At 37.0% G+C, this 18,854-nt stretch carries 22 protein-coding genes; 13 read left to right on the top strand and 9 right to left on the bottom strand.

What is annotated here, in order from left to right; translation table 11 throughout:
- Positions 1 to 38: 38 nt before the first annotated feature.
- Both AC3A54_RS05085 and AC3A54_RS05080 read left to right on the top strand, forming a co-directional pair.
- Complete coding sequence (locus AC3A54_RS05085) at positions 39 to 512, top strand: DinB family protein (protein WP_487653571.1); 474 nt, start codon at positions 39 to 41, stop codon at positions 510 to 512.
- A 150-nt stretch (positions 513 to 662) separates the two neighbouring features.
- Entirely contained in the window at positions 663 to 980 is a 318-nt protein-coding gene (locus AC3A54_RS05080) for a hypothetical protein (RefSeq protein ID WP_487653570.1), read from the top strand.
- A 970-nt stretch (positions 981 to 1,950) separates the two neighbouring features.
- Here the strand turns inward: AC3A54_RS05080 and AC3A54_RS05075 are convergent.
- From AC3A54_RS05075 to AC3A54_RS05065, 3 genes are all read right to left on the bottom strand, one after another.
- Positions 1,951 to 2,094, bottom strand: a complete 144-nt coding sequence (locus AC3A54_RS05075; protein WP_308079538.1) for a hypothetical protein — start codon at positions 2,092 to 2,094, stop codon at positions 1,951 to 1,953.
- 195 nt (positions 2,095 to 2,289) lie between these two features.
- On the bottom strand, positions 2,290 to 2,712 hold the full coding sequence (locus tag AC3A54_RS05070; RefSeq protein ID WP_487653569.1) for a hypothetical protein: 423 nt from the start codon (positions 2,710 to 2,712) through the stop codon (positions 2,290 to 2,292).
- Between the two features lie 32 nt (positions 2,713 to 2,744).
- Positions 2,745 to 3,200, bottom strand: coding sequence for an NUDIX hydrolase (locus tag AC3A54_RS05065; protein WP_487653568.1), 456 nt, complete (start codon positions 3,198 to 3,200; stop codon positions 2,745 to 2,747).
- A gap of 155 nt (positions 3,201 to 3,355) precedes the next feature.
- On the opposite strand from AC3A54_RS05065, the gene AC3A54_RS05060 reads away from it, so the two are divergent.
- Positions 3,356 to 4,432, top strand: coding sequence for a tellurite resistance/C4-dicarboxylate transporter family protein (locus AC3A54_RS05060; protein ID WP_487653567.1), 1,077 nt, complete (start codon positions 3,356 to 3,358; stop codon positions 4,430 to 4,432).
- A 108-nt stretch (positions 4,433 to 4,540) separates the two neighbouring features.
- Positions 4,541 to 5,506, top strand: coding sequence for a S66 family peptidase (locus AC3A54_RS05055; RefSeq protein WP_487653566.1), 966 nt, complete (start codon positions 4,541 to 4,543; stop codon positions 5,504 to 5,506).
- A 68-nt stretch (positions 5,507 to 5,574) separates the two neighbouring features.
- Here AC3A54_RS05055 and AC3A54_RS05050 read toward each other — a convergent pair whose 3' ends face one another.
- Positions 5,575 to 6,327 carry a 2-phosphosulfolactate phosphatase gene (locus tag AC3A54_RS05050; protein ID WP_487653565.1) on the bottom strand — a complete coding sequence of 251 codons (753 nt, stop codon included), beginning with the start codon at positions 6,325 to 6,327 and terminating at the stop codon, positions 5,575 to 5,577.
- Positions 6,328 to 6,666: 339 nt separating this feature from the next.
- On the opposite strand from AC3A54_RS05050, the gene AC3A54_RS05045 reads away from it, so the two are divergent.
- A complete protein-coding gene (locus tag AC3A54_RS05045; RefSeq protein ID WP_487653564.1) occupies positions 6,667 to 7,086 on the top strand; it encodes an HXXEE domain-containing protein in 420 nt (139 codons plus the stop codon).
- Positions 7,087 to 7,268: 182 nt separating this feature from the next.
- Here AC3A54_RS05045 and AC3A54_RS05040 read toward each other — a convergent pair whose 3' ends face one another.
- The gene (locus tag AC3A54_RS05040; RefSeq protein WP_487653563.1) at positions 7,269 to 7,733 is read right to left on the bottom strand and encodes an SRPBCC family protein; all 465 of its coding nucleotides are present in this window, start codon (positions 7,731 to 7,733) and stop codon (positions 7,269 to 7,271) included.
- A gap of 617 nt (positions 7,734 to 8,350) precedes the next feature.
- Between AC3A54_RS05040 and AC3A54_RS05035 the strand changes: the two genes are divergently transcribed.
- Both AC3A54_RS05035 and AC3A54_RS05030 read left to right on the top strand, forming a co-directional pair.
- On the top strand, positions 8,351 to 9,322 hold the full coding sequence (locus AC3A54_RS05035) for a bile acid:sodium symporter family protein (protein WP_487653562.1): 972 nt from the start codon (positions 8,351 to 8,353) through the stop codon (positions 9,320 to 9,322).
- Positions 9,323 to 9,441: 119 nt separating this feature from the next.
- On the top strand, positions 9,442 to 10,263 hold the full coding sequence (locus AC3A54_RS05030; protein WP_487653561.1) for a GDSL-type esterase/lipase family protein: 822 nt from the start codon (positions 9,442 to 9,444) through the stop codon (positions 10,261 to 10,263).
- A gap of 65 nt (positions 10,264 to 10,328) precedes the next feature.
- On the opposite strand, the gene AC3A54_RS05025 is transcribed toward AC3A54_RS05030, so the two are convergent.
- A complete protein-coding gene (locus tag AC3A54_RS05025) occupies positions 10,329 to 11,861 on the bottom strand; it encodes a vanadium-dependent haloperoxidase (protein WP_487653560.1) in 1,533 nt (510 codons plus the stop codon).
- 288 nt (positions 11,862 to 12,149) lie between these two features.
- Between AC3A54_RS05025 and AC3A54_RS05020 the strand changes: the two genes are divergently transcribed.
- Positions 12,150 to 13,256: a C40 family peptidase gene (locus AC3A54_RS05020; RefSeq protein WP_487653559.1), complete on the top strand. Its 1,107-nt coding sequence runs from the start codon at positions 12,150 to 12,152 to the stop codon at positions 13,254 to 13,256.
- Between the two features lie 886 nt (positions 13,257 to 14,142).
- On the opposite strand, the gene AC3A54_RS05015 is transcribed toward AC3A54_RS05020, so the two are convergent.
- Positions 14,143 to 14,265, bottom strand: coding sequence for a hypothetical protein (locus tag AC3A54_RS05015; RefSeq protein ID WP_487653558.1), 123 nt, complete (start codon positions 14,263 to 14,265; stop codon positions 14,143 to 14,145).
- Positions 14,266 to 14,755: 490 nt separating this feature from the next.
- Between AC3A54_RS05015 and AC3A54_RS05010 the strand changes: the two genes are divergently transcribed.
- A complete protein-coding gene (locus AC3A54_RS05010; protein ID WP_430121733.1) occupies positions 14,756 to 15,049 on the top strand; it encodes a hypothetical protein in 294 nt (97 codons plus the stop codon).
- Positions 15,050 to 15,127: 78 nt separating this feature from the next.
- Here AC3A54_RS05010 and AC3A54_RS05005 read toward each other — a convergent pair whose 3' ends face one another.
- Positions 15,128 to 16,021, bottom strand: coding sequence for a GNAT family N-acetyltransferase (locus tag AC3A54_RS05005; protein WP_487653557.1), 894 nt, complete (start codon positions 16,019 to 16,021; stop codon positions 15,128 to 15,130).
- A 142-nt stretch (positions 16,022 to 16,163) separates the two neighbouring features.
- Here AC3A54_RS05005 and AC3A54_RS05000 point away from each other — a divergent pair, with 142 nt between their 5' ends.
- The 4 genes from AC3A54_RS05000 (at position 16,164) to AC3A54_RS04985 (ending at position 18,186) form a co-directional block, all read left to right on the top strand.
- Positions 16,164 to 16,460: a YciI family protein gene (locus tag AC3A54_RS05000; RefSeq protein ID WP_487653556.1), complete on the top strand. Its 297-nt coding sequence runs from the start codon at positions 16,164 to 16,166 to the stop codon at positions 16,458 to 16,460.
- A gap of 24 nt (positions 16,461 to 16,484) precedes the next feature.
- Positions 16,485 to 17,576 carry an AbrB family transcriptional regulator gene (locus tag AC3A54_RS04995; RefSeq protein ID WP_487653555.1) on the top strand — a complete coding sequence of 364 codons (1,092 nt, stop codon included), beginning with the start codon at positions 16,485 to 16,487 and terminating at the stop codon, positions 17,574 to 17,576.
- A 75-nt stretch (positions 17,577 to 17,651) separates the two neighbouring features.
- Positions 17,652 to 17,837: a hypothetical protein gene (locus AC3A54_RS04990; RefSeq protein ID WP_308079557.1), complete on the top strand. Its 186-nt coding sequence runs from the start codon at positions 17,652 to 17,654 to the stop codon at positions 17,835 to 17,837.
- Between the two features lie 139 nt (positions 17,838 to 17,976).
- Positions 17,977 to 18,186, top strand: coding sequence for a hypothetical protein (locus tag AC3A54_RS04985; RefSeq protein WP_308079558.1), 210 nt, complete (start codon positions 17,977 to 17,979; stop codon positions 18,184 to 18,186).
- A 343-nt stretch (positions 18,187 to 18,529) separates the two neighbouring features.
- Here the strand turns inward: AC3A54_RS04985 and AC3A54_RS04980 are convergent, their stop codons facing one another.
- Positions 18,530 to 18,730, bottom strand: a complete 201-nt coding sequence (locus AC3A54_RS04980) for a cold-shock protein (protein WP_042463323.1) — start codon at positions 18,728 to 18,730, stop codon at positions 18,530 to 18,532.
- Positions 18,731 to 18,854: the final 124 nt, after the last annotated feature.

The raw sequence follows: 18,854 nt of genomic DNA, 5'->3' as shown, positions 1-18,854 counted from the left end.
TTACAATAAAGGGGAAACTTACCACAGGGGGAATTAAGATGAATTCACTTGAATTATTTTTACTAGACTATAAAGAATGCAGACGTCGTTTCTTACTCACTGCTGCTGCTTTTCCAGATGAATTACTTACATGGAGACCTGATAAAGATGCTTTATCAGTTGGGGAAACCATTCGTCATGTGTTGCTTCATGATTTTTCCTGGTTAAGGATATTAAAGAATAATAGATTACCAACTGACGAAGAACAAAGTGATTTATGGGAAGAACCTTATACGAATCTTCAAAATGAAGTAGACAGAGCTTCGGTATATTATGATGAGTTTATAAATTATGTATCTTCTCTAAATATTAATGATCTTGGAACAAAATATATTAACTGGCCTCATAAACCAATTAGTAGAACTCTGGGAGATACATTAGAGCGGAAATCATATCATGATGCCGTCCATACAGGACAACTTTTACAATATTTAAGAATGTTACATATAGACCGTCCTATGATATGGGACTAAATGAGAAGGGTGAAGGAAAAATCTCCTTCCCCACCGAATCTTCACTAAATGTTCAAAAAGATACGTGCACTTGTTATTTGCATCACACCTTACTTTCCCGAACGATTGTAAAATCTATATGAACTCGTTGAAAGAAAGGAGGTTAATATTTTGTTAAATTTATTGATTTTCGTTTTAATCGCAATTACTTTGGTTCTGGTAAGTATTTTTATTGGAGGGCTAATGGATCTACATAAAAAAGAAATGGAAGAAAAAAAGAGTGCAGTAAAAGATGGAATGGAAGGTTACCTGGATCAAACGTTTGGATTTGGAATGGTTAAAGTATTTAAATCAATGGTTGATGCTGAAGGCAATGTCAGATACTTGGTTTATTTGCCACAGTTGGAGTGGTTCAAAACGCCAACCTATAAATGGTATGAGGTGTACGCAACCCAAAGCGGTTACCAGCACATTGAAGTAGAAAGATAATGTTGATTGTTTTTACAAAGAAAACCCAAGAATATTCCTCTAACGGGTTTACCTGAAAGTTGCAAACAAGTAAATAGGGAATATAAACGCATTGGAATTCACATATAAATTCTTATGCGTTTTTATGTTGGTTTGGCAAGTATCTATTTGCTTTTTACAAACTTTACACATATGAAATCACAAGACAATTCACAGGACTGAAATAATAATTGGAATATGTCTGAAATATATGTGTTTTGAAGTGTGTATTAAAATTGATAACTTAAACCTAAATAAAATATGTATTTATCCGGGTTATGAAGGACAAAAATCGGTAGGATCACATGAAAAATGTCCTTCATCCGGGTTATGAAGGACAAAAATCGGTAGGATAATATGAAAAATGTCCTTCATCCGGGTTATGAAGGACAAAAATCGGTTGGATAATATGAAAAATGTCCTTCATCCGGGTTATGAAGGACAAAAATCGGTTGGATAATATGAAAAATGTCCTTCATCCGGGTTATGGAGGACAAAAATCGGTAGGATTACATGAAAAATGTCCTTCATCCGGGTTATGAAGGACAAAAATCGGTTGGATAATATGAAAAATGTCCTTCATCCGGGTTATGAAGGACAAAAATCGGTAGGATTACATGAAAAATGTCCTTCATCCGGGTTATGAAGGACAAAAATCGGTTGGATCACATGAAAAATGTCCTTCATCCGGGTTATATAAAAAAGTCCCAAGTTTTTGTGTCCACTTTCTTGACAGAAGACCAATGAAGGACAAAAATCGGTTGGACCACATGAAAAATGTCCTTCATCTAAGTTATGAAGGACAAATCCTAATGATTTTTCTTGTGAATGAAATTGCGAGAAAATGTGAGAATGAATTAGCGTTTGGATCTACTTTTTACAGTTTTGCACCCTGTAAGTAAACCCGTTAATATTCCTCTAGGGTTTTCAAATCTTTATTCTATAATATCGATTAATGAACACGAATAATTTCATAAATATCTTCATCATGGTGTACCCTTGTATGCTTGGATTCAATCCGTTCAAATTCATCAAACTCGTCAATCGTTTCTCCAAACCACCAGTTTTTTAATTCAAACAAAAATTCAGTAAGCATCGTTAGTTCCTCCCATGTATGGTTGTTGAACAAGTTATACTCTTATTATACATGTGAATCACTTCACATAAAAGCGCTTACACAAAAGGCGGAATAGCAAAATAATACCGAAAAGAAAGATAATTTTGGAAGTATGTAATCATAATAAAATGGGGTGATTTAGATGCAATCCCCCATTCCAAAACATTGTTAGTATTATTCCCCCTGAGAAATTAGAGGATTGTTAAAACTATTTTCAACATATTCTCTAATCTTCTTCCATTCTCCATTTTCTTGACGGAAGGTCTCAACAAAAAGTAATTTATTTTGTAGTAATTGTCCATCAAGTGAAAACCTTACCCAAAATATCGCAACACCTTCTTGCTGTTGATTTATTTCAATTAGAACATCATCAAAGGACCATTTGGGATTTCTCCCCTCATACATTTTATATGCTTGTTTCCATCCTTCTTCAGCCTCATCGTAACCCCAATCCGCAATACGTGAATCAGGATTCGCCCATCTAACCTTCAAATCCTTGGAAGAGTGACTAGCAATTCTACTTGCATCCAGACTATTCCAAGAAGCTCGATAATCTACTAAAAACTCTTTAAAATCTGCTAATGATGATAGTGTCATGTATAATCACCTATATTTTAATTTTTTCTCTACTAAATTAATTGCTCCCTAAAGAAAGTTATTGGATAGGTTATTTCATTTATTAAGGCGTCCGTTATTTGCTTGATACCGGATGCATCGCGCAATTTCTCATTATCTAAATCCTTTAGTTCATCCAAGGAAATCCATTTGCTGTCTATAATTTCAGCCTCGTCAATCGTTAATGATCCTCCGATAATTTCTCCGATAAAATGGAATAAAATAACTTGATGATTGGTATTACTAGTAAAATTGTATACCCCGGTTGAATTTACTAACTTAACATCAAATCCTGTTTCTTCCTTCACTTCACGACGGGCAGCAAACAAAATATCTTCACCTTGTTCTATTCTTCCTGATGGAAAATTCCACTTATTCTGTGCAGTTGGTTTATTTTCTTTTATTATCAGCACTTCATTATCTTGAATAATCGATACACTAACCACTAAAACGATTCCATTTTGAGTCATACACTTCTCCTTTGTTTGATACATCTTTGTTATATTCAACGATAGGAGTCATTCTCCTTCTTTGAAAATCCATCCCTTTAATCAATAATTTTTTAATATTATTATTATGATAAAATAAGAAAGGTGTAAATTTATAGATTTTTGGGGGTGAGCAATTGTTTTCCTTATTAAAACAAAAAGCAGGTAATCTTTTTCCTGGCTATTTTGCCTTAGTCATGGCTACTGGCGCATTATCAATAGGAACACACCTGCTCGGAATGGAAATCATTTCTAAGATATTATTATATATTAATATCATTGCCTATATTTCTTTATGGGTACTAACTCTTACACGTATTTTTTTCTATTTTCCTAGTATGTTAGCTGATTTGACAAGCCATACAATTGGACCAGGATTTTTTACATTAGTCGCTGGTACCTGTGTTTTTGGTAGCCAACTAATCATTGTTGGTCACACCTACTCAATTGCCTTTTATTTATGGGCACTGGCTATTCTACTATGGCTAATAATCATGTATACCTTCTTTTCAGCAGTTACCGTTAGAAGGGATAAACCTACGATGGTTGAAGGAATTAATGGGGCTTGGTTGATTGCAGCAGTCGCAACCCATTCCATTTCCATTCTTGGTACCCTTCTTTCCCCACAAGTACACTCTGGAAGGGAAATCATTTTGTTTTTTACTTTGTGCATGTATTTCCTTGGTTGTATGTTATATCTAAATATCATCACACTCATTTTTTACCGATTTACCTTTTTAAGGCTGGATCATTCAGCTCTTACACCACCTTACTGGATTAATATGGGAGCTGTCGCTATTACTACTTTGTCAGGTTCCACATTAATTTTACATGCGAAATCCTGGTCCTTACTGACTGAAATTACACCGTTCTTAAAGGGTTTTACTTTATTTTTCTGGATAACCGGCACTTGGTGGATTCCGTTGTTATTTATACTTATGATTTGGCGCCATCTTTATCATCGCTATCCGCTTACTTATGACCCGCAATTTTGGGGTATGGCATTCCCGCTTGCGATGTATACAACGAGTACCTATCAATTGGCAACAGCTCTAGATTTATCGTTTTTGACCCTAATTCCAAGAATAATGGTATATATTGCGATAGCAGCCTGGATTACCGTATTTTTGGGGATGCTTCAACACCTATATCAAAATTTTCATAATCACTTCCTCTCACCAACTAAAGAAAATAACTATGAAAAGCATCTCTAATTCGATTAGGGATGTTTTTTTAGCAAAAAAACACCACAAAATTCACTTGCCAATTCTAGCATCAGTGAAATATATTAGAAAAAATAAATAAGTTAGGGAGTGGGGCTAATGCATATCCCATCGAAATTAGATGTTGGCGATGAAATAAGGATTGTTGCACCAAGCAGAAGTGCAGGAATTTTATCTAAGGAAGGATTAGACCAAGCTAAGAAACGATTAGAAGATTTAGGTTTTAAAGTAACCTTTGGAAAAAACATTTTGGAATCTGATCTACAAAACTCTTCATCTATTGAACAAAGAGTTCAGGATATTCACGAAGCCTTCCATGACACAAACGTGAAAGGCATCTTAACTGTAATTGGTGGGTTTAATAGTAATGAATTGTTACCTTACTTAGACTACGAGTTAATCAAAAATAATCCAAAAGTTTTTTGTGGATATAGTGATATTACAGCGATTGGAACTGCAATTACAACAAAATCAGGGTTCATTACATACTCAGGGCCTCATTTTTCAAGTTTTCAAATGGAAAAAGCACAGGAGTATCAAACTGCTTTCTTTAAGAAATGTCTGATGCAATCAGAAGCATATTCAGTTGAAGCTTCACCAATTTGGAGTGACGATGCTTGGTATATTGATCAGGAAAATCGACAATTTGAGGAAGCAAACTGGAAAACATATAGTGAAGGTTCCACGAAAGGTACATTATATGGTGGTAATTTATGTACACTGAATTTATTGCAAGGGACACCTTATATGCCTCCCCTAAAGGACTGTGTCCTCTTTATTGAAGATGACGAATTGACTATTCCTGAAACGTTCGCACGTGATCTGACCTCCCTTTTACAAGTTGCTGTGAACATAAAAGCTTTGGTAATTGGTAGATTCCAACGAGCTTCAAAGGTGACAGAAGAACAATTACTTTTTATATTAGATAAACATCCAATGTTAAAGGAAATTCCTGTATTATATGATGTCAATTTTGGGCATACTCAACCTATTTTCACCTTTCCAATTGGCGGAGAAGTAGAAATTAACAGTACCGATAAAACCATTACTTTCACTAAATTTTAAGTTTAATAGATATTTTATATAAAGTTGTAGACCATCAGCCAAGTAGTGTTGATGGTCTACAATAGATTTTACACATATTCTATAAAATGGTCTTTGTTTAATAATGGAACAGTTGGATATACATTTAAACGGCTACAGTGCTTTACGTCAGTTTCGTATCCCCTTCCCCGTAATTCACGTCCACTTCCACAATCCCAGATAAAATTATTAAGTTTCTCTTTAGAATGAAGAAAAGAAGTCATACAAAATTCTGCCTCTGGAGATTTTTTTCCTTCTAAATAACTAAGAATGGCGCCAGCGCCTAAATAGTCTTCAATTGCTGGGCGCAAAGTATCCTCGTATTCTCTACTGCCCTCCCATTGCTCACCACAAGGTATCAAAGTTATATTTTCTTTTGTTTGTTTTTGTAATTGATTAGCAGCAGTTGCCACTGATTTCGCATTAAGTAAGGAACCAATTAAAAGGGCAGGGACTTGGGAGGCAATCCAAGTGCAATAGGCCCCATTAAGTGAGGTTAATACATATTTTTTATTAACATGCTCTTTGCAAAAAGATACCGGTGATAAAGTGGGAGCTCCTATTTGTGCCGCCTCTGCCCTGCCTAAGATAAACTCGCCACCAATTTTTTCTGCAAACTTTTTCCCATCTAATGTGCGAGGATATGGATAGATGATTGCTCCGTTGCTTAAAGCAGTGATCACTGTGGATGAAAAACTTAGGACATCAACAATGATAATAATATCCCCTCTATCAGCTGCCTCTCTCGCCCCACGCCGTCCCCATTCCACTCTACATTCATAAGGAGATTGATCAAAGAACATTAAACCACCCTTTCAACTTATTCAATAAAGACCCTATGTATCTTGATTTTAAGGTAAAAACAAAAAAATAGTAGACTTATATTTTAAAAAATTGTAAAATTATGGTTGAGGTCTGTAAAAAACACGCTTTTAAATAAAAGCGTGTTTTTTTAGGACGTTGATAAACATCATTTCCGGAAAAATTTTATAGAAGTTGTTGCAGATAAACCATAAAAAAAATCGCATCCATGAACCATTGCAAAGTGTTATCATAATTTTTTCGAATAAGTAACAAAGTGGATTCCATTAAAGAGCAGGATAATTGAAGATGAAGCCTTCTAAATAGATAGGAGAAATTATATGGTATTTTTAGATGTTACCAATGCAATATGGTTATTTGTGATTATATTTATGCTCCACGATTTTGAGGAAATTATTTCTGTTGAGCATTGGGCGAATAACACCAAAAGTAAATTAAATGAAAGAAACACTTGGATTAATCAAAGGATTTGGAGTTTTTGGAACGTTAATTCATATTCATTTGCCAAGAGAGACGTAGTTATCTTTATGGTTATGTCAATTATCACAGTAATTACTATTTTTAATTTACACCAAACTTGGAGTATTCCCTTATATACTTCTTTCTTAGTATTCATTTTATTTCACAATGTCCTACATATTATACAGACGATAATGCTAAGAACTTATACACCGGGTTTATATACTGCGATACTATTAGTTACACCGTATTCAATTTTTTTACTGACATTAATAAATTGATTTACACTATTAAAAGGGAGCTTTAATGGAACAAGGGACAAAAATCAACACTATCCTTTAACATAGCTAAATTTTAAAAATACATACGGATTACCGTTGTAAAAGCAAAAAGCAGTGGATCTCTAGTATGCATCCACTGCGTTCTTTTTAATTTTTGAATTATTTTAAGTGGCACATCATTGTCATTTTCGACTTCTTCTCATTTCATAAATGCTTCGTTTAATCTGTTTCTCGACTTTTTGAAAAAAAGTGTCTAACCCCTTGTTGGCTCCAGAATCTAATATACGTTTACCCGCTAATGCCAAGGCACCTGTTACCTCCGCATCAGCCTTACAGGTGATTTTTGAGCCTCCATCAACATCGCTAATCACAAGATCAGCTTTCCCTACAATCTCTCCAACGTTTCCTTTTCCATTTACTTTGAGTTGATAGGTTGAAGGCATATTTTCATGTAGCCAAATATCAAGTATCATTACATCCTGGAGCGGTCCGATGTTTACATCCAACTCTGCACGGTACACTCCTTTTGATGTTTCGGCAAACGACTTACAGCCCGGCAAAGCATTTCGTAAAACCTTTTCATTTTTTATTAACTTCCAAACAACGTTCCTCGGCAAGCCAAAACGATACTCGTGTGTGATGTTCATTGGTCCTCCTCCAATCATTAGTTATTTTTCATTCCGGTACCCTTCCCATTCAATTATTCATATTCAATAACAAATGAAGGTGTTAATGCTATTTATAAAAAAAATACAGTTGGATGTCTTGCATAGTTTTTATGAAAGACAGTTTTCGTAATTCTCTAGCTGATTTTGTCCTTCATCACCTGTATGAAGGACAATTCCTACCCTTCTCCAGCTGCTTTTGTCCTTCATCAACTTTATGAAGGACAGTTTCCACCCTTCTCCAGCTAATTTTGTCCTTCATCGCCTGCATGAAAGACAGTTTCCACCCTTCTCCAGCTAATTTTGTCCTTCATCACCTGTATGAAGGACAGTTTCCACCCTTCTCCAGCTGCTTTTGTCCTTCATCACCTGTATGAAGGACAGTTTCCTTCCCTCTCCAACTGATTTTGTCTTTCATCAAACAAATGAAAGACATTCTTCTTGCTGACCCAACCACTTTTGTCCTTCATACATACGAAAACGCTTTCATTCACTAACGCTGTAAATTTAAAAAATAAAATAATATTCAAACTATTGTGTTTATTGGAATAATATTCTATAATACTTTGCATTACGAAATATTATAAGAGGTGAGCACAATGAAAACGTTAGAAAAAATCAGTCAGTTTGTCGGCAATACTTTTGCCATCTGGGTGCTATTATTTGCTGCGCTAGCATTTTTTTCGCCCGCGGCCTTTACGTGGATCGCTCCCCACATCTCGTTATTATTAGGAATCATCATGTTTGGAATGGGTTTAACTCTATCTGGAAACGACTTTAAAGAAGTATTTAAGCGTCCAAAAGATGTTGCAATTGGCGTGGTGGGTCAATTTTTAATCATGCCACTCCTTGCTTTTTTATTAGCAAAGGGCCTGAATTTATCCCCTGAAATTGCTGTTGGAGTAATTTTAGTCGGCTGCTGCCCTGGAGGAACTGCTTCAAACGTCATGACCTTTCTCTCTAAGGGAGATGTTGCTCTAAGCGTTACCATTACATCGATCACAACCCTTCTTGCTCCACTTGTAACACCTGCACTAATTTTATTACTAGCAAGCGAATGGATTCCTGTCGATCCCGGCGGCTTATTCCTATCAATTGTAAAAATCGTGTTATTCCCTATTATCCTTGGAGTAGTAGTAAAGCGGTTATTCAATAAACAAGCCCAAGCTAGCGTAAAGGTTCTACCGCTTGTCTCAATTATCGCAATTGTCGCGATTGTCACGGCAGTAGTTTCAGTTAGCCAGCAGGCCATCGCTAAGACAGGCTTAATCATTTTTGCAGTAGTCGTTCTACATAATTGCCTTGGGTATTTATTAGGCTATGCTTTCGGAAAAATGTTCAAGATGGATTTATCAAAGAAAAAAGCGGTTGCCATTGAGGTAGGAATGCAAAATTCTGGTTTAGGTGCAGCCATTGCAGCGGCACATTTTTCTCCCCTAGCAGCTGTACCAAGTGCCATCTTCAGTGTATGGCATAATATCTCAGGGCCAATCTTAGCAACGATCTTCAGCCGAATGAAAGACGACAAAGAATCAACAACTGTACATGCAGACCAATCCTTAGCAAAATAGCTTTCTATAAAAACCATCTTCTTACTCTAGAGAAGATGGTTTTTAACTTATGGAAATTACCACCTAAACCATTCTCCTTTTAACCTTGTTATAATAGTGTTAATCAAGGAGTGTTTCATATGAAAATAGTAAAATATCTTTTTATATTTGTTTTGATTATTGGTCTTGGCATTTCTGCATGGGTCTATTACCCTCAGTACCAAATATACAAAATGAAAAAACAAACTACAGTTGCGGTTAGCCATAAAGCCCACCAAATTACCTATCTCGATTATTTACAAAATGCTAAAACACCTGGTCTGCACCAACTGGCCATCGGGGATTCGATTATTCGCGGAGTGGGTGCTGGACAGGATGAAAACTTTGTCAGTCAGTTTTCTACGAAATTATCTCAGCAGACGAACAAAGAGATTACCTTTGAAAACCAAGGAATTAATGGAATTACGAGTGGTGAATTAAACCAACTTGTCCAGGAAGGCCGATTTGACGAATCGATTAAGCAATCTGATATTATCACCATCAATGTTGGCGGCAATGATATTCTCAGAATGGCCAAGGGGCAAAATTTTCGTACGGTTATTCAAGACTATGACCAGCTACAAGCCTCTTTTTCAAAAAATTTGAGTGATATTACTGAGCGAATTTCTACTTTGAATTCGAAAGCTACCATTGTATTTTTAGAAATGTATAATCCCATCTCCCCTGATGATCAAATGTATCCTCTAGCGGATAAATTGCTGCCCAAATGGAATCTTCATATCTATGAAGTAGCTAACAATATTCCAGGATCCATCGTGATTGAAACAACAAAGGTTATTAATGGAGACCATTTACAAAACCTCTCCGCAGATGGTGTCCATCCAAATGTTGCTGGATATACCGCGATTTCCGAACAAATTTTGTATCAGCTGAAACATCAAGTTAGAAAAAGCTCTGTATAATTCGACGGAAATAAATGAAGAGACCTATTCTTATACGAATGGGTCTCTTCTAGTTATTTTAAAATTTAATTAGTAATCTTTGTCCCATCAAATTTCGTGAGTCTAAATCCTTCGAATTCCTCATTATATGTTTTTTGGTAGTCACGAAGAATTCCAATTGCTACCTCTTCTCCGAGCAACATCCCATTGATCGCACTACTCCGGAAGTGAACACCAGCTGTATTTCGACCAATCGCAATATTATAGGCAAGTTTGTTCAATTCCCCGCCAACTGTAAGTGTTCCATCATACGATTCTAACGAGAGGCCGTCACTGCTCGCAACAACCGGATCAGGAATAACAAATGATTCGTTAAAGAATGCTTTTAACATAGTCACCATCGCCCCAATAAATGTGGCATGGCCAGATGGATATTCAGGATGTGTAGGACAAGCTTCGGCAAAAGCTTGAGGCAGCAGGTAAGTTTTATATTTTTCAAAGGTATTTGATAATGCATTTGATTTTAGTACTACTGGATGAATGGGGTAGTTAGCGTCCCCCGTCATTTTGTGGTGAATTCGGCAACCGAACTCCTCCGGACGGATCCGCCGGTGGACAAGCCATTTTTGGCACCAAGCGGCATCTAATGCAGGTCGAACAGCTCTTAGGACAAAGTCTAAAACATGAGCTGCCCCAAAGCTGGAAAATCCAACTTGAGTTTTAGATTTGAGGTATGGATTACTCGCATCCAATGCCCCAGGTCCGTAACTAAGAAGAATTAAGCAAGGAGCTAGTCCACTTTCTAAAGAATAATCCTTGTGTACAAATTCTCCTAAGTCTCGGCCATTTCGAATATATCGAGGGGTGGAATCGTAATTGTTACTTCTCGGGAGTGGTTTGCCCGTTTGAACAGCTAGCCAATCCTCATAGTTCGTTAAATGGTCATCCCCTGCTAGTGTTGTTTTATACTTTTGGACAATCCTTGTGGCAATGAAAGGAAATTCCTTCCATAGAAACTGCGAAATATATGGCCCCTCTAAAGCTCCAGGGAAATCTTGTCTAAAAAGAGTCTTAGGAGTGACTTGTCCATTAATTTTTGGCCCATGAAATTTTGTCAATGTAGAAAGTTCTTCTGCAGCGGCAATAGTAAGAGGATTGAAATGATAGTCATTAAAGGGGATATCACGTGTTAGTGCTTGCCAGTATAACTCAACCATTTCAGATGCAAACTCTTCACTGTGAAAGGCCGGTGGTGGCGGGCAAATCATTTGGTGACTATCTGGTCCGACTAAATCAAATGAATAAGCAGATTGGGGATCAACTAGCTTTCTTTCACCTCCAAGTGGGATCTTTTCAAAATCTTCAGGTTCGCCTGTCTCAATTGCTTCTAGATATTTATCATATGCACAAAGATCCACTTCACCGAGAATATTTTGCGGCAATGCTTTAATATAACTAGCAATTTTATTGGGATATCTCCTTTCATCCCCGTTACTGGGATGATCCACTTTAGAAAGCTTTTTGTAGTATAAAGCTGTTTCGTTACGAATTTTAAAAGCTTTTTGAAGTCGTTTAGTAGATGAAAAAATATCTTTCAACTTTGCTTTCTTAAAACCCATTATTCTCACTCCTTTCATTATAAAATCAAGTTATTGTATGTAAAATAAACCAATTGGAAACGGACAAACATACTGTTCATCTTTCTAATTCTGTATATATTTTCACTACATCACCCCCAATTATTATCTTTTAATTATTCTATCTTCTTAAATCCTCTGTTAACAAAATGTAATATTCTTATAACACAGTTGATAGAATGATTTGTTAAAATATTGATACATTAAATAGTACGAACATTTAGAATATTATATAAAAATAACAGAATTAAAGGAAAGTGGTGATGTTTGTTGATTAGAAAGATGTTAATTATACTGAGCTTAGCCAGCGTGCTAATAGCAGCTGGTAACGAATTTTCCATACATAGAGTTCATGCCGAATTGTTAACGAACCAACAAAATCAATCCATTCCATCGCAGACAACTCCTCCTATAAGCCCAACTACAGTTGAAACAGAAATTCCCAACTCTCAAGGAAACTTAATCAATGTAGAGGAACAAATGAAGCGCGTTTACGAGGCACTTCAAACCAATAATGTAGAGATCCTCAAGAACGAAAACTATAGTAAGCTAGCAAAGGCAGAAGTGGAAAAACTTGAAAATGAAACGAAGGCTTTAAAGGAAAGTATGGAAAAACGGAAGGATATTTTAAGGGACCGTGCTCTTTCCTATCAACATACTGATATGCATGTCTCCTACCTTGACGTGTTGCTTGGTTCTACGAGTTTAAGTGATTTTGTGGAACGGGTTGGTGCAGTCGCAGCTATTGCAGAAGCCGACCGAACTCTTTTGGAGCAGCAGGAAAAGGAACAGCAGGAATTGGATAGTAAAAAAATTTCTCTAGAAAAAAAACTTACTGAACTGGCCAATCTAAAAAATAACTTAGAGACGTTAAAGGCTCACCTGATCAAACAAAAAAACGAATACAGTTTGTTAAATATACAGATTAAAGAGGAAGCGAGAAAAAAGGAAGCTGCTCAAACCTACATAAATGTTTTTCCAAGCAAATCAAATGATTACATAAGTACGGTCATTAACGCAGGCAAGAGGTATATTGGGAACTCGAAATATGTTTTTGGCGGCGGCAGAAGTGCTAGTGATATTGCTCGGGGTAGATTTGATTGCTCTGGCTTTGTACATTGGGTTTTTTCGCAGGCTGGGGTTAAAATTGGCAGTACTACATCCGCCATTAGAAATGATGGCAGGCAGATTTCCCCTCAGGAAATGCAGCCAGGTGATCTCGTGTTTTTTGATACGTATAAGAAAGACGGACATGTCGGTATCTATATCGGTGATGGGAAGTTTATCGGTTCTCAAAATTCAACCGGTGTTGCCATCGCAGATATGACACAAGGATATTGGAAAAATGCTTTTAAAGGTCGGGTTGTGCGGATATAAATTGCGAGGCTGCGCATTCTTTTTGTTGCGGTTAGCCCTTGTACGAGTGTAATTGTTCCCTCTGTGTGCGTAGACCCTTCCTCCTATGAGACCGTTTGGTCAATTACTTAATCTGTTTGGGCGCATAGACCCTTCCTATGAGACCGTTTGTTCGATTTCTTAATCTATTTGGTCGCATAGACCCTTCCTATGAGACCGTTTGTTCGATTTCTTAATCTGTTTGGTCGCATAGAGCCTTCCTATGAGACCGTTTGTTCAATTACTTAATCTGTTTGGTCGCATAGAACCTTCCTATGAGACCGTTTGTTCGATTTCTTAATCTGTTTGGTCGCGTAAAACCTTCCTATGAGACCGTTCGTTCGATTTCTTAATCTGTTTGGTCGCGTAGAACCTTTCTATGAGACCGTTTGTTCAATTACTTAATCTGTTTGGTCGCATAGACCAACCTACGAGACCGTTTGTTCGATTTCTTAATCTGTTTGGTCGCATAGACCCTTCCTATGAGACCGTTTGGTCAATTACTTAATCTGTTTGGTCGCATAGACCCTTCCTACGAGACCGTTTGGTCAATTACTTAATCTGTTTGGTCGCATAGACCCTTCCTATGAGACCGTTTGTTCGATTTCTTAATCTGTTTGGTCGCATAGACCCTTCCTATGAGACCGTTTGTTCGATTTCTTAATCTGTTTGGTCGCATAGAACCTTCCTATGAGACCGTTTGTTCGATTTCTTAATCTGTTTGGTCGCGTAGAACCTTCCTATGAGACCGTTTGTTCAATTACTTAATCTGTTTGGTCGCGTAGAACCTTCCTATGAGACCGTTTGTTCAATTTCTTAATCTGTTTGGTCGCGTAGACCCCTCCTATGAGACCGTTTGTTCGATTTCTTAATCTGTTTGGTCGCGTAGAACCTTCCTATGAGACCGTTTGTTCAATTTCTTAATCTGTTTGGTCGCATAGACCCTTTCTATGAGATCGTTTGTTCGAATTCTTAATCTGTTTGGTCGCATAGACCCCTCCTATAAGACCGTTTGGTCAATTACTTAATCTGTTTGGTCGCATAGACCCTTCCTATGAGACCGTTTGTTCGATTTCTTAATCTGTTTGGTCGCGTAGAACCTACCTACGAGACCGTTTGAATGATTTTTCAATTCATTTGGTCGCATAACACACTTCTATATAAGGTTGAATATTCTATGGCTTCATTTACTTTCCCTACACCTAATAGGTTAATCGCCATTGTTGCGAGGAACAATCCGAATTACAAGAGATACGGATGGTTCTTCTTATGTAATGAATATAGAAATAAAAGGATTAAAACGAGACTGAGGCTAAAGAAGACATAAATTAACGAAAGTTGGATATTCACAATTTTTAATTCTCCAAGGTTTGGACAAACCTTCATTCTAAAGATTGTAGATAAACACTTAAAAAATTTCAAAAAAACAGAGGCTTTTTTTTGGAAACTGCATTTAATGTTTATGAAGGAGATGATGAGGTATGGCAGAGATAAATTTCCATCAACTTGCTCATGAACTATTAAAAAGAGAAGTTGAGGTTGTTACCCTTCAAGGGACTTTTACTGGAAGACTGCTTGAAGTTGGTCAAGATGTTATTGTGTTGGAGACAAGGGGCCGGATGCGTTCCACGTTAGTGGCTATTCGCATTGAAACCATTGTTGCTCTCTTCCGTGTAGAACACATGCAAAGAAGAGGTCCTTTTGGCTTTAATCAAGAGGAATTTGAGGACGAAAATGATCATGGCCATGACCAAATGGAAAGCAGTGACCATTAATACCTGTGATTTTTAAAAATATATTCCCAAGCAAGAGCAGTTACTCTTTTTCAACTGCTCTTGTTTTATTTTGCTTTATTACAATTGAAAGGTATAACAGGTTACTCCCTCGACTTGTTTAAAACCCTCTTGAATATATAATGCTTTGGCCCTTTCATTTTCGGCGTTCACACACAGGATTGTCCTGTCATATGAAATTTGTTTGGCAAAGTGCAATAAATAACGTAGGAGGATCCGTCCCAACCCTTTTCCCTGGTATTCAGGCAGGATTGCAATCGGACCAATATTCATAATCGGTGCATCTTCATATTCATCAACGGCCCCGCGAATGACTCCAATAGGTCGATCTTTGTGATAAAGGATTAAGGAAGCCCCTTCAATATAATCATTCTTTGCCATCATTTTCGCCACCATATCTGGCGTTTGTGGTGTTTCACTCCCCTTTAAATTGGCGAAGCCAGCGTTTCGAACCGTACACCATGCTTCTTCATCCACTCCTAATCGGTAGGGTCGAATTTCATACCCCTCAGGCACGGTGAAGTCCGGAATCACTTCATCACCTCTTACAAGTAAAAAGGTGTATCGTTCCGCCGTAAATTTCAATTGTTCCATAAACTTAGCCAATTTTTCATTTGCAAATGGGACGAACAAAAAGACTTCATCCAAGCCGGTTGTCTGCTTTATCATTTCCTGCATTAATAGGTTGTATCTTTCGATATTGTCCTCTTCTGAATGAAAAATCCTGAAACGCGCTTTCCTACCACGACGATGATAATCATTAATAATCAGTGAGGCAGCAGCGATTAGGTCTCCCACCCGATTAGTAATGATATAGGTCGGATTTTCCTCATTGGGATGAAAGTTTGCAAGTTGGTCGTCATACAAAAACGAATCATCTAATTCCATTTTATGTTTCTTACAATACGCAATAAAATCTGCCACTCTCTCATGGCTTAAATATTCTACTTTCACCTCTTGCACTCCCCTTTTTGCTACTATCTTATTATTTTTCTAGTTTATTTCCTGTTTTCCTGCTATTACTGAATCAGTTTTTTAACATTAGAGCCCGCCCATGTTAAAATAAGGGAATCATATTGTTATCAGGGGGATTACGGTGGAAGAGTTTGTTTATGTAATAAGACCGAAGCGGGAACATTTTATTGAGACAATGACTGATGAGGAAAATGCTATTATGGGGAAGCATTTTGATTATTTAAAGGATCTTTTAGCACAGGAAAAACTGATTCTTGCAGGGCCATGCCTTGATGGGTCCATGGGAATTTGTATCTTACGTTCAGAATCATGGGATGCTGCACAGAAGATCATGGAGAATGATCCCGCTGTTGTTGAAGGTGTCATGAATTGTGAATTACATAAATACCGTGTTTCCTTAATGGAAGGGCGGAAATAAATTTTTTAGACAGAAGGGTTTCCATTGAATAAAGACAACAAAATGCTTCGATTTTCCGTAACCTTGGCGGTGGCATTCATCGGTGGCCTCTTGTTTACGGTACTTCATACCCCGATTCCGTGGCTGCTGGGTCCGATGACAGCAGTATTAATTGGAGCTAGATTTGGGAAGATTACGTTTTTTTGGCCGAGTTATATTCGTGATACGGGTTTAATTATCGTCGGATACTCGATTGGTCTTTCGTTTACGAAGGCGGCCCTTTTACAAATTGTAGCTAAATTACCTTCTATGTTGCTTATGACTGTTTTACTTGTTAGTTTTTGTGCTGGGATTGCCTTTGTGGTGTCTAAACTTTCAGGAGTGGATTATCCCACTGTGTTGACTGGGAGTATTCCGGGGGGCCTTTCACAGATGATTATTTTCGCCGAAGAGGTCAAGGGAATTGATATAACTACTGTTACCTTTCTGCAAGTAGCACGATTGTTAATGATTATTTTCTTTGTTCCCTTTCTTATCCTGGGGTCATATTTTAAACATTCACCGGCTCATACAGGGGTTGATTTTGTTGAAAAAGGGATGACATTCACTGGACCTATTTTTCCAACAGTGATCATGTTTGCTGTACTCTGTATTTTGTGTGCATTTTTAGCAAAAAGGCTTAAGTTTCCTACCCCATTTTTGTTAGGGCCGATTCTTGGAACAGCTATTGCTACGATTTCTGGTTTCCACGGTCCTTCATTATCACCTGTGGTTTTGGATGTATCACAGTTTTTGATTGGCGGTTACATTGGACTGTTATTGAAGCCTGAAAAATTACAACATAAGGTGAAAATCATTTCACTAGCCCTTGTTAGTGGAATGGTTATGATTTTGGGGTCGATTGGTTTAAGCATGCTTCTAGTGTCTTTTTACCATATTGCGCCTTCCACTAGTTTCTTGAGCTTGGCACCCGGTGGTATGGATCAAATGGGTATACTCGCACATGAGGTGCACGCTGATTTATCAATGGTAACGGGGTATCAGCTATTTCGGTTGTTTTTTATTTATTTTGCCGTGCCACCGTTGCTTAGATTGTTTTTTAAGATGGGCGATCGTGGAAAAACAAAATCAGTTTAACCTTAAATAAGTCTAATGACTCCAGTTGATTATCTTGGGCATAATAATATTTATCTACATTAAAGGTGGGATATTATGAGGCTTAGAAATGGAGATTTTTATACTAATGTTATTACCAATAAGTTATATAGGCTAAATGAAGATGGCGATAGTAACTGGTACTTGAGTTTGCGTGATGAGGAAGGTTATCATGAAACAGAAAAGACCTCAGGGCGGGATATGATTAGATTGGTAGAAAGTGGATATAAAAAAATCAAATAAAAAAAGCTACCCGTTTCTGTCATGGTACCTGGAATCAGATGCTTTTAGTGGAAACCCGGTAAAACTTTAAAAAAATATAAGATTTTCCAAGGAAAAAGTCCACTTTATGTCGAATATATTAGCTAAAGGGGATGACCCAATGAATAAAGTGGAGTTATTAAAAAGATTATTAAATGCTAGTCGAGGGAATATGTTTTCATTAGAGATTCCTACTACAAAAGAAGATGAAAATAAGATTCAAGAATTGGTTAGAGTTTTAGAAACAGAAGGAAAAATTAAATTAAGAGAATACGTACAGAGAGAATACTCAGTTTATTTACATGGAATAATTAAGTATGCATCCGAATAATCGGATGCTTATTTTTATTGGGGATAAGCAGCATACACCAAAAAAGAGTAACAATTTTAGCCAATCTCTACAAAAGTACTTTAAAATTTTTATTCAAAGATAATTAGGAGAAATTTTGATCTTGTGATACACTTTGTTTACCATTTGATTTACTTGTGCCCTATTCATTCGTGAGTAGGGCTCCTTTTTTTTAGGCTCTGTTAAACTTGTCTGTTGATCTCCGCTCCAGGTGCTTCAATCAACAGGGTTAAAAATCAACAATGTTCTTTAACACAGCTTTTTTTTAAAAAGAAAAAATAAAAAACAGACTCTATGAAGAGTCTGCTTTATTTTGTTCTTATTATTAAGCTTTACGCACGTTAGCTGCTTGAGCTCCACGTTGACCTTGCTCAACGTCGAAAGTAACTGTTTGACCTTCGTCTAAAGATTTGAAACCTTCGCCTTGGATCGCTGAGAAATGAACGAATACGTCTTCTCCGCCTTCACGCTCGATGAATCCGAAACCTTTTTCTGCGTTAAACCATTTTACTTTACCTTGTTCCATTTTGTTTCCTCCTGCTGTGTGCTTTGCACACAATGTGTTACTATCCTTGCACTCAGTGATCATCAAGACGAAAAGTTAATCTTATACTATCCTTTACACCGAACAAAAATAATTCTTTTTTAGT

The sequence above is a fragment of the Neobacillus sp. Soil_C_43 genome (assembly GCF_057656715.1).
Note: the sequence above shows the minus strand (reverse complement) of the source record. Positions and strands in the feature narration are given on the sequence as shown.

Bases quoted from the DNA above. Each gene is read 5' to 3' on its own strand.
- AC3A54_RS05030 (WP_487653561.1), top strand. From the start codon at position 9,442: ATGAAAATAGTAAAATATCTTTTTATATTTGTTTTGATTATTGGTCTT.
- AC3A54_RS05065 (WP_487653568.1), bottom strand. From the start codon at position 3,200: ATGACTCAAAATGGAATCGTTTTAGTGGTTAGTGTATCGATTATTCAA.
- AC3A54_RS05040 (WP_487653563.1), bottom strand. From the start codon at position 7,733: ATGAACATCACACACGAGTATCGTTTTGGCTTGCCGAGGAACGTTGTT.
- AC3A54_RS05055 (WP_487653566.1), top strand. From the start codon at position 4,541: ATGCATATCCCATCGAAATTAGATGTTGGCGATGAAATAAGGATTGTT.
- AC3A54_RS05050 (WP_487653565.1), bottom strand. From the start codon at position 6,327: ATGTTCTTTGATCAATCTCCTTATGAATGTAGAGTGGAATGGGGACGG.
- AC3A54_RS05070 (WP_487653569.1), bottom strand. From the start codon at position 2,712: ATGACACTATCATCATTAGCAGATTTTAAAGAGTTTTTAGTAGATTAT.
- AC3A54_RS05035 (WP_487653562.1), top strand. From the start codon at position 8,351: ATGAAAACGTTAGAAAAAATCAGTCAGTTTGTCGGCAATACTTTTGCC.
- AC3A54_RS05015 (WP_487653558.1), bottom strand. From the start codon at position 14,265: ATGCGACCAAACAGATTAAGAATTCGAACAAACGATCTCATAGAAAGG.
- AC3A54_RS05045 (WP_487653564.1), top strand. From the start codon at position 6,667: ATGGTATTTTTAGATGTTACCAATGCAATATGGTTATTTGTGATTATA.
- AC3A54_RS05010 (WP_430121733.1), top strand. From the start codon at position 14,756: ATGGCAGAGATAAATTTCCATCAACTTGCTCATGAACTATTAAAAAGA.
- AC3A54_RS05075 (WP_308079538.1), bottom strand. From the start codon at position 2,094: ATGCTTACTGAATTTTTGTTTGAATTAAAAAACTGGTGGTTTGGAGAA.
- AC3A54_RS04980 (WP_042463323.1), bottom strand. From the start codon at position 18,730: ATGGAACAAGGTAAAGTAAAATGGTTTAACGCAGAAAAAGGTTTCGGA.
- AC3A54_RS04985 (WP_308079558.1), top strand. From the start codon at position 17,977: ATGAATAAAGTGGAGTTATTAAAAAGATTATTAAATGCTAGTCGAGGG.
- AC3A54_RS05085 (WP_487653571.1), top strand. From the start codon at position 39: ATGAATTCACTTGAATTATTTTTACTAGACTATAAAGAATGCAGACGT.
- AC3A54_RS05025 (WP_487653560.1), bottom strand. From the start codon at position 11,861: ATGGGTTTTAAGAAAGCAAAGTTGAAAGATATTTTTTCATCTACTAAA.
- AC3A54_RS04990 (WP_308079557.1), top strand. From the start codon at position 17,652: ATGAGGCTTAGAAATGGAGATTTTTATACTAATGTTATTACCAATAAG.